This window comes from Chloroflexota bacterium, assembly GCA_020850535.1.
GTDB lineage: Bacteria > Chloroflexota > UBA6077 > UBA6077 > JACCZL01 > JADZEM01.
In genome coordinates, this window is record JADZEM010000142.1 from 32,494 (window position 1) to 45,387 (window position 12,894).

The 12,894-nt window shown below is 69.8% G+C and carries 9 protein-coding genes; 3 read left to right on the forward strand and 6 right to left on the reverse strand.

Translation table 11 applies throughout. The features are described from left to right. Window positions 1-74: 74 nt before the first annotated feature. Window positions 75-1,058: a Gfo/Idh/MocA family oxidoreductase gene (locus IT306_21325; protein MCC7370970.1), complete on the reverse strand. Its 984-nt coding sequence runs from the start codon at window positions 1,056-1,058 to the stop codon at window positions 75-77. Between the two features lie 819 nt (window positions 1,059-1,877). Then, entirely contained in the window at window positions 1,878-2,780 is a 903-nt protein-coding gene (locus tag IT306_21330) for a lyase (protein ID MCC7370971.1), read from the reverse strand. Between the two features lie 398 nt (window positions 2,781-3,178). On the opposite strand from IT306_21330, the gene IT306_21335 reads away from it, so the two are divergent. After that, window positions 3,179-3,589: a hypothetical protein gene (locus IT306_21335; GenBank protein MCC7370972.1), complete on the forward strand. Its 411-nt coding sequence runs from the start codon at window positions 3,179-3,181 to the stop codon at window positions 3,587-3,589. Here the strand turns inward: IT306_21335 and IT306_21340 are convergent. The 4 genes from IT306_21340 to IT306_21355 all read right to left on the reverse strand — a co-directional run bounded on the left by IT306_21340 (window position 3,566) and on the right by IT306_21355 (window position 8,838). Beyond that, window positions 3,566-4,519, reverse strand: coding sequence for a DMT family transporter (locus IT306_21340; GenBank protein MCC7370973.1), 954 nt, complete (start codon window positions 4,517-4,519; stop codon window positions 3,566-3,568). The two genes, IT306_21335 and IT306_21340, sit on opposite strands and share 24 nt — an antisense overlap. Window positions 4,520-4,824: 305 nt before the next feature. Next, window positions 4,825-6,411 (reverse strand): thiamine pyrophosphate-binding protein, encoded by a 1,587-nt coding sequence (locus IT306_21345; GenBank protein MCC7370974.1) that lies wholly within the window; start codon window positions 6,409-6,411, stop codon window positions 4,825-4,827. Between the two features lie 314 nt (window positions 6,412-6,725). Then, window positions 6,726-8,159, reverse strand: coding sequence for an MmgE/PrpD family protein (locus IT306_21350; GenBank protein ID MCC7370975.1), 1,434 nt, complete (start codon window positions 8,157-8,159; stop codon window positions 6,726-6,728). 340 nt (window positions 8,160-8,499) lie between these two features. Next, window positions 8,500-8,838: a hypothetical protein gene (locus IT306_21355; GenBank protein ID MCC7370976.1), complete on the reverse strand. Its 339-nt coding sequence runs from the start codon at window positions 8,836-8,838 to the stop codon at window positions 8,500-8,502. 582 nt (window positions 8,839-9,420) lie between these two features. Between IT306_21355 and IT306_21360 the strand changes: the two genes are divergently transcribed. Further along, window positions 9,421-10,524: a Zn-dependent alcohol dehydrogenase gene (locus IT306_21360; protein ID MCC7370977.1), complete on the forward strand. Its 1,104-nt coding sequence runs from the start codon at window positions 9,421-9,423 to the stop codon at window positions 10,522-10,524. Window positions 10,525-10,758: 234 nt separating this feature from the next. Next, window positions 10,759-12,543 (forward strand): ABC transporter substrate-binding protein, encoded by a 1,785-nt coding sequence (locus IT306_21365; GenBank protein MCC7370978.1) that lies wholly within the window; start codon window positions 10,759-10,761, stop codon window positions 12,541-12,543. The last annotated feature ends 351 nt before the right edge of the window (window positions 12,544-12,894 follow it).

The window sequence follows — 12,894 nt, forward strand, 5'->3', positions numbered from 1 at the left end:
CGAACGTCGCTGGCCGTCGCGGCGCGGATCGTCGTCCCCGGTGCAACTCGCTGTAGCGTGTATCCGGGCTTGCCTCACGCGATGGGCGTCACCTGCCCGCTCTCGCTCGACGCGACGCCGGCCAGCACCGTCGCCACCACCAGCCGGCCGTACTCTGCCGAGACGGGCGAGGGCGTCTCGCCGCGCACGTGGGCCAGGAACGCCACCCACTCGCCGGCCAGGGCGTCCAGCTGTGGGCTGGGCGCTTGCAAGACTGGCTCCCAGGCGTCGCGGCGCGCCAGGAAGAGGCCATCGGTGTGGTTGACCCGCAACGCGCCCTCGGTGCCCTGGACCTCTGACCAGTCGTCGCGCGCACCGGCCGCGTACCCGATGGCCCGGGCGATCCCCACAGCGCCGCCCTCGAAGCCGATCAGCCCGACCCCGAGGTCGTCTACATCCTGCGGGTGAAAGCACGTCCCGACGACAGCCCGCACGTCCTTCGGCTGGGCGTCCAGCAGCAGGCAGAGCCGGTCCACCAGGTGGCAGCCGTTGGTCAGCCACATGCCGCCGCCCGGCGCGAGGTGCCACTGCTCGCGCTGGGCGAAGGTCCAGTCTTTCACCATCGCAGCCGTCGCCGCGACCGGCCGCCCGATGGCTCCCTCACGGATCAGGCGCAGCGCTTCCTGGTAGGCCCGCATGTAGCGGTAGGGGTGGGCCACCATGAACGGCGTCCCCATCTCGGCCACGGCCCGCACGACAGCGTCGCAGTCCGCGAGCGTGGGGGCCATCGGCTTTTCGAGCAGGACAGCCTTGCCAGCCCGCAGCGCCTCGACGGTCACCTGGGCGTGCAGGTTGTGGGGCAGCACGTTGCAGATGACGTCGACTGCCGGATCGGCGATCAGGTCGCGGTAGTCGGTGTAGCCGGCGCCCCCGAACTCCGCCGTGAAGCGCTGCAGCCGCTCGGGTGTACGCGCCGAGGCCGCCACCAGTTTGACGCCCGGGACCATGGCCAGGGCGCGCGCGTGCTGCGCCCCGAACATGCCCGCCCCGATGATCCCGACTCCGTACGCAGTTGCCACGTCTGCCATCCTCTTCCAGATCGCGGCATTCTACCCCGGAGCCGTCGAGGGGCATGCCCCTCCTGGCTCGTCAGATGTCAATCGCAGGGTCGCGCAGCACTCACTTGTCGCCATCCCGACCGCGGCGAGAAACGCCCTCCCGTCCGTCATCCCGACTGCGGCGAGGAACGAGCGGAGTGGAGTGGGATCTTCCTGAAGCCGCTACTCGGTTCGCCGGGGAAGATCCCTCGATTTCGTTCGCAGGCTCACGCCGCTCGGGATGACGGGGTGGGAAGTCAGGGCGATTGCATGTTCATTGGTGTCCCCGAAGCATCACGGAACGGGCGGTCGGGGACTGAAGTCCCCGCCTACCGTCACGCCGTCGCTGCGCGACGGCCGCCGGGAACGGCCGGCACTGGTGCGACTGGCGCGTCGCGCAGCGACTGCAGGAGTGTAGGCGGGGCTTTCAAGCCCCGACGCGGCGGCACGACGACATCAACATGCAATCGCCCCGGTTCGTGACTCAGGGCGATTGCCTGTTCATTGGTGTCCCCGAAGCATCACGGAACGGGCGGTCGGGGACTGAAGTCCCCGCCTACACGCATGCAGTCGCTGCGCGACGGCCGTCGGGAACGGCAGGCACTGGTGCGACTGGCGCGTCGCGCAGCGACTGCAGGATGGTAGGCGGGGCTTTCAAGCCCCGACGCGGTGGCACGACGACATCAACATACAATCGCCCTGGGTGGGAAGTCGCAAGCCTTGCCCTGAGCCTGCCGAATGGGTCACGCCGCTCGGGATGACGGGGAAGTGTCGGCAGCGACCCAGCCCGGTCGTTCACGACTACCGCGTGTACACCACCACCAGCCGGTCCTGCCCCGACGCCGCCCCCCAGACCTCGCCGGGCCGGCCCAGCAGCTGCCGAACGTTGGCGTTCGGCGCGGCGTGCGGCAGCACCTCGAACGACTCGGAGGACGGGTCGAAGCGGACCAACGCGTTCCCACCGAAGTCGGTCAGCCAGACGGTGCCATCGTCGTGGACGTAGACGGCGTACGTCATCGGTGCGGAACCGGGCAGCTTCCAGGCCCGCCAGCTTTCGGAGGCAGGGTCGTAGAGGCTGACCTGCCCGGACAGCCATTCGCTGACCCAGATCCGGCCCTCGCTGTCGGACCAGACCCGTCGCGCGCCCTGGCGCGGCGTCGGCGGGTCGATGGGCGTCGCCACGCCCGTCTCGGTGTCGATGCGGGCGATATGGCTGCCAGCCAGCGACGCGTAGTAGACCTCGCCGGACGGCGTGGCGGTGATGCCGTACGGGCCGTTGCCGCGCGGCGACTTCCAGGCGGACATCGCGCCATCGGCCGGGTTGAGCCTGCCGTAGACGCCGTTCTGGCCGGTGAACCAGAGGACGCCCTGGCGGTCGAAGGTGGCGGTGTTCAGGTTCGCGGCAGCATGCTCGGGCGGCAGCGGGAAGCGACGGACCTCGCTGGTAGCCGGATCGACGCGGACGATGGCGTTCAGGCCGCCGTCGGTGATCCAGGGCGCGCCGTCCGGCCCGACGATCACGCCATGCGGAGCCGAGCGCTCGCCGGGACGGGCAAGCTGCACGTGGCGCGTCTCGCCCGTGGCCGGGTTGAGCCAGCCAAGCGCGCCCGTTGCCTGGGCGGTGTACCAGACGCCGCCGTCCAGGGCCGGGGCAACGTCGTGCGGCGCGGAGCCACGCGGCACCGGGAACTCGCGGATCTCCACCTGGGCGGGCGCAGCGGAGACCGGGGCCGCGGCGGGCTGCGCGGCGTAGGCTGGGGGTGCGCTGTCAGCATTCGGCCCGATCCCGTACCTGAGCGCCGCGCCGCCGAGCAGCACGCCGAGCGCCAGCACGCCCGCACCCAGCACTGAGCGAACCCGCTTGCCGATCCGTGCATTCAGCATGGAGCCCTCCCTCGGCGTCAGCGTCGGCGACGAAGCCTGCACCCCGTCCTGATCCAGCCCACTCACGAGGCGACACGTCGTACCGTTGGTACGTCTGAGGGCGACGCGCCGGATGCCTGCACGCGCACGCTCCGCGCTGCCAGGCACTACCCGGCCCAGGTCGACACGCTCAACGGAACGATTCGTGCGCCTTCAACGTTGTACGTGATGTGAGGCAGATGATGGTCAGAATCCTGGTGGCCCTCCTGATCCTGACGGCAGCCATCGCCGGGCTGGCCGTGACAGCCCGCGCCCAGCAGGAGCCGCCGCCCACGGAGGAAGCCGTGCCTGAGCCGCCAGCCGCCATACCCGAACCGCCGGCCGCTGCCCCCTCGCCGGCAGCGTGCCCGCCCGACCGCATCCTGGTCAAGGTCAAGCCGGGCGCGGACCCGGCCGTTGTGATCGGGCGGTACGGCGGCACGATCATCCAGACGATCCTGGGCATCGACGTGCAGGTGGTCAACGTCCCCGGCGGGACCGGTCAGCAGGCCATCGACGCCCTCAACGCCGACCCCGACGTGCAGTACGCCGAGCCTGACGGGGTGGTCAGGATCTCGAACGGCGGCTCAGGGACGGGCTGTCAGCCCTGACGCTCGGCGTGCAGCGGTGGGGCGGTCCTCGTCAGACGGGTTCGGAGCCGGGACAGCCGATGCAGCGGGCTGGTCGCGCCCGAGGGTGTTGACCAGCACCACGCCGGCCAGCGTCAGCCCACCGCCCAGCAGTGACAGCCAGGACGGCATCTCGCCAAGGTAGGCCCAGCCGAAGACGACGGCCAGCCCAGGGATCAGGTAGAGAAAGCTGGCCGCGCGCGAGGCCGGAATCTTCGAGAGCGCGTACGCCCAGATGCACTGCGCGAACGCTCCGGCCACCACGCCCAGGTAGACCACGCTGACCGTCGCATGGAGCGGCGCGGCGGCGATGGTCTCCACCAGCCCCGGCGCGAAGAGGAGCATCGGCAGCGTCCCGATCCAGATCGTGTAGCTGATCAGCGCCACGGGGCCGTACCGCCCGAACGCCGACTTCTGCACCACGAACGAGACGCCCTGCGCCAGCGCCCCGAGCGCCAGCAGGCCCGCTCCAGGCTCCAGGCGCACTCCGCCGCCCTCGCCCAGCGCGATAACAGCCACCCCGGCGAAACTGACCCCGATACCGGCCCAGCCCCACCGGCGCAGTCGCTCGTGGAGGAAGGCCACGGCGAGGATCGCGGAGAAGACGGGGCCGAGGCTCGCCAGCATGCTGGCCGAGCCGGCCGTCACGGTCCGCGCTCCGTAGGTCACGCCGAGGTTGCAGAGGGTGATCCCGAGCAGGCCGCTGGCAGCCAGCACCGGCAGATCCCGCAGCGTCGGAAGGCGCGGCCTGCTGACGACGGCCACCGCCCCGAGCGTCGCCGAGGCGCACAGGAACCGCAGCAGCATCAGGTGGTCCGGGCCGTAGTACGGCAGCGCCGCGCGCGTCGCCACGAACAGCGACGCCCACAGCAGCACGGTCCCCGCGAGCGCCAGACTAACCGTTGGGGTCATGCGCGGATCGTGGATCGTGGAAGCATGCTTGCTGACGCGCGCTGCTGTGTCGTAGCGAACACGCAACTCCCCATGTCATCCTGAGCGCAGCGAAGGACCTCACCCGCTGACCGTCATCTCGTCCGTCACCCGCTGACCGTCAACGTTCGCGTCAGCAGGTGAGGTCCCCGCTTCTTTGAGCGTCATGGCGGCGGGCATACCGTCAACGCTCGCGTCAGCGGGTGAGGTCCTCCGCTGCGCTCAGGATGACAAGGGTGAGTTGCACGCTTTCACCAACCCCCACGCCCTACGGCCCACGACCCCGCTCAGTACCGGCCAGGGCGCAGCTCCAGCGGCACCTCGATCAGGGTGGAGCGGTCGCCGGCCAGTGCTTCCTGCAATGCTGCCCCGATGCCGGCCGGCGTCTCGGCGCGGATGCCGCGCATCCCGAACGCATCGGCCAGCTTCATGAAGTCAGGGTTGACCAGCTCGTGCCCGATGGGCACGCCGTACCCCTCGTTCAGGTTGTCGCGGACCGCGCCGTAGCAGTCGTCGTTGCAGACGATGTACGTCACCTTCATGCCGTACAGGTTGAGCGTCGCCAGCTCCTGCGGGTTGTAGAGCGCCGCGCCGTCGCCCGCGATGCAGACCACCTCGCGGCTCGGCTCGGCCAGCTTCGCGCCGATGCCGCCAGGGAAGCCGTACCCGAGCGTCCCGCTGCCGTTGCCCCAGCCGAACCGATACGAGCGGCCCTGGTACGCCTTCAGCAGCCGGAAAACCCACAGGCCGACCATCGAGTCGGTGAAGAAGAGGACATCCTTTGGCAGGGCCGTCTGGAGGTTGCGGAAGAAGTCGAGCGCCCACGGCACCCGCCCCTCGGCGTACCGCCACGGCCCTTCGCGGATGGCGTCCAGCGCCTCGGTCGGGAAGGCTGGGGTCTTGCGCCCCGAGACCAGCTCCGCGAGATCGCTGAGGGCGTCCCCGACGTGCCCGGCCAGCTTCAGGCGGGCGGGCGCGGCCTCGTCGCCCGGCTCCCAGTCCAGGTGGATCAACTGCTGACCGATCTGCTCGGCCGAACGGGCGCCGGTGGCCGCCAGCTCGCGCGGCCCGATGGCCAGCACCACGTCCGCCTGTTTCAACAGCTCTTCCGAGACGGAGGTCGGGCTCCAGGTGTAGCCGAGCGCCAGCGGATGATCCTCCGGCAGCGCGCCCTTGGCGTTCCGATCCGCGAAGACCGGCGCCTGGAGCTTCTCGGCAAGCTGACGCAGCGCCCCCTCGGCGCCGGCTGCCACCACTGCCCGTCCCGCCACGATGACCGGCCGCTGCGCCTTTGAGAGCAGGCTGGCGGCCTCGTCGAGGGCGCTCGGATCGACAACCGCGTGCTTCGGGCGGGCTGGCCGCGCCCCGAGCCGCTCGGCTGGCCCGACCAGCACCCGCTGTGGGATCTCCAGTACCGCGCCGCCGGGGCGGCCGGTCTCCAGCAGATCCATCAGCCGGTGGAAGGTCGGCCCGATCTCCTCGGCGCTGTTGGCCTGGGCGTAGTGGATCGCCACGGAGCGGGCAATCGGCTCGTGCATCGGGTCGTGTTCGAGGATGAAGAGCATCCGCTCGCCGTCCTCGGTCGCCTGCCAGACGCCGGTCGACGAGTTGGTGAAGCCGCACTCGGGGACGCTCGTCGCGACCGCCACCTGATTGCTGACCCACGACCACGCATCGGCAATGAACGAGACGCCCTGCTCGTTGCGCCCGACGATCGGCCGGACGCTCGATCCGCGCGTGAGCGCGCCGTAGATCGGATAGGCGCCGTGGCCGGGGACGCCAAAGAGGTACTCGACGCCCCGCTCTTCGAGCGCCGCGACGACAGCACTCGCCCCGGTGTGCCCCTGCGGCCCTGTGCGCGCTCCGACCGTCACCGTTACGACCTCCGAAAGAACCTGACGCTGGGGTGGAGATCATGCCGCATGCCGGCAGCCGGCGCAATTGGGTCGTGCGGTGTGCGGTGTGCGGTGTGCGGTGTAGGCGCGTACCGGCTGGTGTGCGCCGCTGCGCCATTGCAAGCACGCAGTTTGGTCTGTCATGTTGAGCGCAGCGAAACACCTCACCCGCTGACGCGACAATCTAACGTCAGTGGGTGAGGTTCTTCACTTCCCTCGCAAGCTCGGTCGTTCAGGATGACATGGGTGCGCACCGCTCTACCCCAGGCGGTGAGCGGCACGCACCCGTACCGTCAGGATGGCGCTCCGACGAGGCTCGCGCGGCCGGCCAGCAGGTCAAACAGGCGCTGGCAGGAGCGGCGCGTCTCGAGCGCCCCCACTTCAGCGATGATCTCGCGGGCCTGCGCCTCCCCCAGGACGGGCACGGCGTTGTCGAGGAACTTCACTTCGACGTCCGCCTGGGTCAGCGGCACTTCCGGCTCGCCCCGCGCGATGGACACCTCCGCCTGGAGCAGCCGGCCGTCGCGCGTGGTCAGGTCGAGCGCGGCCGGGCGCGTGCTCGGATACTGCGCCTCGATGGCCGGGTCGATCTCGACGCGCACCCGCGAGGCCAGGGATCGCAGCGTCGCGTCCTCGACCTGCTCCTGGGCGAAGGTGGATGGCCCGGCGTGCCCGACCGTCAGCCCGAGCGCCACGGTGTACGGCAGGCTGAACTTCGCCTCGGACGGACCGCTGGGGAGGGCCGTCGCGCCACACAACTGGTCGGCCACGGCGTAGGTCCGCACGACGACGGACTGCACGTCGTCAGGAGTCAACTGATAGTCGTCGCGCAGGGCGCGGGCGGCGTCCACGGCGGCATGGGTGTGGCGGCAGGCCGCGTACAGCTTGAAGTAGACGCCTCGGATGGCCCAGTCCGGCGCGGGATCGTCCGGACCGAGGCCAGCCAGCAACGGCGCAGGATCGCGCTCGCCGCACATCGCCGCCAGGAAGCCCTGCGTGCCCTCCAGCACCGAGCGTGGCCCCAGCGCGCCCTGAGCAGCCAGGTCAGCGGCTAGCAGGCCGGCCGCACTGCCCCGCGCCACCTGGAACGGCTTCGCCATCGCGCCGTCGTGGAAGACTTCCATCAGGCCGGCCCCCTGCACGCCGGCCAGCCCGAGCGCTCGTGCCAGCCGCGCCCGATCCAGCCCCATCAGCAGGCCGGCCGCCAGCGCCGCCGCGAACGGCGCCACCGTGGCCGAGGTGTGGTAGCCGCGTTTCAGGTGGGCGGGATTGAGGAACGCCCCGATCCGCACGAAGACCTCGTAGCCGCAGACGAGGGCGCGCAGGAGATCGGGGCCGCTGGCCTGGTGGATCTCGGCGGCGGCGAGCGCGGCCGGGAGGGTTGCCACGCCCGGATGCCCGGCCGCCATCCGGTGGCCGTCGTCCATATCCAGCGTGTGCCCGTAGACGCCGTTGACCAGGGCCGCATGGATACCTGGCAGGCGGCGTGTATCCAGCAGCAGGCTGGCCTCTGGCTTGCCACCCAACTCCACGAAGTAGGCCGTGGCGATCTGGGCCATCGGCATGCTGGCCCCGCCGATGGCCACCCCGAGGTAGTCCAGCAGCACCCGCTTTGCCAGCGTCACCACATCGGGTGGCAGATCGTCGAACGCGGTCGAGAGGAAGCGCTCGCTCCAGACTTCGGAGACACTGCCGTTGGCCGTGGCGCTGGCGTTCGACGTGCTCATAGAGGCTCCCCGGAGATCACCGCCGATCAGCGGCGGGCTGACAGTGAATGCTCGACCACGCTGAGGGTGAGATTGTGCGTGTCATCCCGAGCGGAACGACCCGTTCGGCAGGCTCAGGGCAAAGCTTGCGCGGCACCTCCCCCGTCATCCCGAGCGCGGCGAGGCACGAGCGAAGTGGAGGGATCTTCCCCAGCCAAACATGAGCCATACGGAAGGGAAGATCCCTCGACTTCGTTCGCACGCTCACTCCGCTCGGGATGACGGAGTGGTGGTCGTGCCTCGCCGCGGTCGGGATGACGACGGGTCCTGAGCGACCCGACGATTGAGCGCTGACGGACCATTAGTCGGCCAGGGGGATCGCGACGCTGATCCGTGGCTCCGGGCCGGGCACGCGGGTCACGTGGCCGCGCCCGGTCAGATCCTCGGCCAGGGTCACGTGGCCCGGCCCGAACCGGTGCACCGAGCCGTCGCCCAGGACGTACTCGACCTCGCCCGAGACGTTGATGATGTACTGGCGGCGCGGCGCGACGTGGAAGTCAATCGAGTTGCCGGCCTCGTGGCGGCGGAAGTCGATGCCCTTCGCCCCGTGGAGGGTCGTCAGCTGCGGATGATCGGCCAGCGAGAGCTCTTCCAGGTGGGTCTCGCCATCCTCGCCGGTGTAGAGACGGATGATGGACATGCCGTCGCTCCTTCTGTGGGGTCGAGCCGCAGGCCGAGGACGGGCCGGCGGACGGTGAAGGGGCGCGCTCCCAGGAGGCGACGCTGCCCCATGCGGCGATGATAGCGCAGGGGCGGGTTCTGGGTAGCGCGCACTCACTCGACCCACCGATGGCTGAACGGCGCTTACACACCGTTGAGCAAAGCTTCACCTCACCTTGAACGGCCGTTAGGCGGACCATACGTCAGACGGCCTATCGTCTCTGGGCAGCATCCTGCTCGGAGGCTGTCTCGTCCCGTGTCGCTCGGAGCCTACGTCCTGCGCCGCGCCATTCGGGGGGTCTTCACGCTCTGGCTGGTCGTCACCATCGTCTTCGTCGCGCTGCTGGCCCTGCGCCTGCCCGGCCGCCGGACTCGATGACCCGAACATCCAGTTCTGACGGGGCGCCCTTCACGTTTCCGCAGACACGTCTGGGAACCCTCGGCTTCTTCCTCGGCACGGTCCTGATCCTGATCGTCGGGCTCTGGCTACGCTGGCTCCAGACGCAGCATGCGGTATCTTCCTGATGCCCTACACGCTTGCTGCCAATGCTCAGGAGGGATGATGCCCCGCGCCGCCGTGATGTATGCCCCGAACACGCCGTTCCAGATCGTGGATGTCGACGTGGCCCCGCCCCGCCACGGTGAGGCCCTGGTGAAGGTCGCGGCGAGCGGCGTCTGCCACAGCAACCTGCACTTCATGCACGGTGCGATCCCCTCCCCCTTCCCGATCATCTTCGGCGAGGAGGGCATCGGCGTGGTGGAAGCCGTCGGGCCGGGCGTCACCACCGTCGCCCCGGGCGATCACGTCATCATGCTGTTCCGCGCCCACTGCGGCACGTGCTTCTACTGCGTGCGCGGCCGGCCGACCCTCTGCGACTTCGGCGCACCGATCCGCTCGTCGGGCCGCCTCGTGGACGGCACCTCGCGCTTCCGCCACGGCGATCGGGAGGTCTTCCACTTCGCTGGCGTCTCCTCGTTCAGCGAGTACAGCGTGGTGCCGGAGCAGGGCCTTCTGAAGATCCGCAACGACGTCCCACTGGACGTGGCCGTCCTGATCGCCTGCAGCGTCACCTCGGGGGCCGGGCCGCTGCTGTTCGGGATGCCGGTGGAGGCCGGCAGCAGCGTGCTGATCATCGGGGCGGGCGGCGTCGGGCTGAACGCCGTCCAGGGCGCGCTGCTGGCCGCCGCCAACCCGATCGTCGTGGCCGATATCGTGCCGGCCAAACTGGAGCTGGCAAAGCGGCTCGGCGCGACGCACACCATCGACGCGCGCACCGAGGACGTGGTCGCCGTCACGAAGTCGCTGACGGACGGGCGCGGCGTGGACTACGCTCTCGAGGTGATCGGGCGCACCGAGACGATGCAGACGGCGTTCGACGCCACCCGCAAGGGCGGCACCATGCTCATCATCGGGCTGTGCGGCCCGGACGTGCGCTGGCCGATCAGCCCGTTGGCGATGGTCACCCAGGAGAAGACGATCCGCGGGACCACCTACGGCGCGGTGAACATCCGCAAGGACGTGCCGATCCTCCTGGACCTGTACCTGGCCGGGCGGTTGAAGCTGGACGAGCTGATCAGCCGCCGCTTCAGGCTGGACGAGATCAACGAGGCGTTCGCGATGCTGGAGCGCGGCGAGATGGCACGCGGTGTGATCATCTACGAGTAGCCAGCCAGACTGAACGCAACGGGGCGGGGTGGGGGCAGCGCCGGCCCCGAGCTGCCCGACCTGAGCCGTCCCCACAACGCGGAACGATGTCGCACGGCCGGCCCGGGGCTTGCCACGATCCGGCCCAGGCCGTACCATCCCGTCACTCGAAGGGTTCTCATGCACCCACAACGGGGTGGTCGTGAGAGATGGCACCGTTCGCCGTACGGCACGCCCGAGAAGGGATCAACACCCGTGACTCTGCATACGGCATCAGCCGGCCGCCGTTCGCCTCGTAGCCGCCGCGAGTTCTTGCGCCTGGGCCTCGTGGCCAGCGGCGCGGCGCTCCTCGCAGCCTGTGGACAGGCTGCGCCGGCCGCGCCAACGGCCAAGCCGGCCGAGGCGCCCAAGCCATCGGCTCCGCCCACCTCCGCGCCGGCCTCGGTCGCATCGCCGGTGGCCTCACCGGCAACCGCCGCGTCTCCGGCCGCCGGGGCCTCCCCGAGCGCGTCGCCGGCCGCTTCCCCGGCAGCGGCTGCGCCGGCCTCCGCTCCGGCTCCGGCCGCTGCCAGCAAGCCCGGCGGGACCAAGATCTACCGCGTCGGCCTCTCCGGCGACGCCACGGACCTCGACCCGCTCAAGTCCACCACCCAGGCGAACGTCCCGCCGTCCGATGCGCTCTACACCTACGTGGCGCGGTACAGCTACAAGCCGCCGCTCGGCCCGACTATCAACCCCGAGCTGGCCGAGGGCTGGGACATTCAGGACGGCGCGAAGACCTACGTCTTCCACCTGCGGAAGGGTGTCAAGTACCACGACGGCAGCGGCGAAGTCACCGCCGAGGACGTCAAGTGGAACTGGGAGCGCGCCAAGGATCCAAAGACCGGCTCGGCGGCGGCGGCGGACTGGGTCGGCTCGACCATCACCGTGCTCGACCCGCTGACCGTCAAGGTCACGTTCGAGAAGCCGTACCCGTCGTTCATCGGGGCGACCATCGCCTACACCAGCGGCGCGCTCGTCGCCCCGAAGGCACACCAGGCCCTCGGCGACAAGTGGAGCACCGCGCCCGTCGGCAGCGGTCCCTTCAAGTGGGGTTCGGCACAGCCCGGCACGACCATGACGCTCAAGAAGAACCCCGATTACTGGGGCAAGCCGGCAAACGTCGACGAGATCCAGTTCCGGATGAAGGTCGACGGGCGGACCGCCATGCTGGCGGTCGCCAAGGGCGAGCTTGACGCCTACTACATCGCCGACCCGGACGTGGCCATCGCCGCCTCGAAGAACACGGACCCGAACGTCAAGTTCATCAAGTCCAGCTACGGGCAGTCGCCGTTCACCGTCTGGTTCAACATGCGGCGCAAGCCCCTGGACGACCTGCGCGTGCGACAGGCACTCTGGCACGCCATCGACGGCGAGGCCATCGCGCGGGATCTGTTCGGCGGGCTGGCCCAGCCGATCCACAGCTACCTGCCGCCGTGGATGTTCGGCTACACCGACGACGTGCCGCGCTACGAGTACAACCCGGACAAGGCGAAGCAGTTGCTCAAGGCCGCCAACGTCTCGCCAGACTGGGCCCCGAGCTTCGTGACGCAGTCCGTGCTGCCGATCTCGAAGCGCGTCGCCGAGGCCGTGTCGTCCTACTGGACGGACATCGGCATCAAGGTCAAGAACGACTCGTTGGAGCAGGGCCTCATCGCCCAGCGCACCGCCAACATCGACTACGACATGTGGGGCACCTACATCTCGCGCGTCGATCCGGACCAGCTGACGGCGCGGTTCTGGCGGTCGGACTCGAGCAGCAACCGCTCTGGCTACACCATGGGCGATGAGCTGATCGAGAAGATCCGCAACGAGGCCAACCCCGAGGCGCGCGCCAAGCTGTACGGCGACATGCAGCGGAAGCTGGTCGAGGATGCGCCGGCCGCGTTCCTGATCGCGACCTCGGAGCACATGCTGCTCAACAAGCGGGTGACCGGCGAGGAAGGCCCGGGCTGGCTGCTGCGGATGAACTGGTTCGACGCGGACGTGCCGGCGGAGTAGGCCCGCAGAGGCAGGAGCAAACCAGGGTACACCTGAAGGGGCGGTCCGGATGTCGAGAGACACCGGCCGCCCCTTCTCATGTCGTCGTCAGCACAGGGAGCCTGCCCGCCCCTCACGGCGGTCGCCGCGAGCACAGGGAGCACTGTCACCCATTCATGTCATCCTGAACGGAGCGAGGCTGCGCGTCCCCATGTCATCCTGAACGGAGCGAGCCTGCGCGTCCCCATGTCATCCTGAACGGAGCGAGCCTGCGCGTCCCCATGTCATCCTGAACGGAGCGAGCCTGCGCGTCCCCATGTCATCCTGAACGGAGCGAGCCTGCGCGTTCCCATGTCATCCTGAACGGAGCGA

Excerpts from the sequence above, each read along its gene's own strand:
- IT306_21335 (MCC7370972.1), top strand. The coding sequence starts at position 3,179 with ATGATGGTCAGAATCCTGGTGGCCCTCCTGATCCTGACGGCAGCCATC.
- IT306_21340 (MCC7370973.1), bottom strand. The coding sequence starts at position 4,519 with ATGACCCCAACGGTTAGTCTGGCGCTCGCGGGGACCGTGCTGCTGTGG.
- IT306_21350 (MCC7370975.1), bottom strand. The coding sequence starts at position 8,159 with ATGAGCACGTCGAACGCCAGCGCCACGGCCAACGGCAGTGTCTCCGAA.
- IT306_21355 (MCC7370976.1), bottom strand. The coding sequence starts at position 8,838 with ATGTCCATCATCCGTCTCTACACCGGCGAGGATGGCGAGACCCACCTG.
- IT306_21360 (MCC7370977.1), top strand. The coding sequence starts at position 9,421 with ATGCCCCGCGCCGCCGTGATGTATGCCCCGAACACGCCGTTCCAGATC.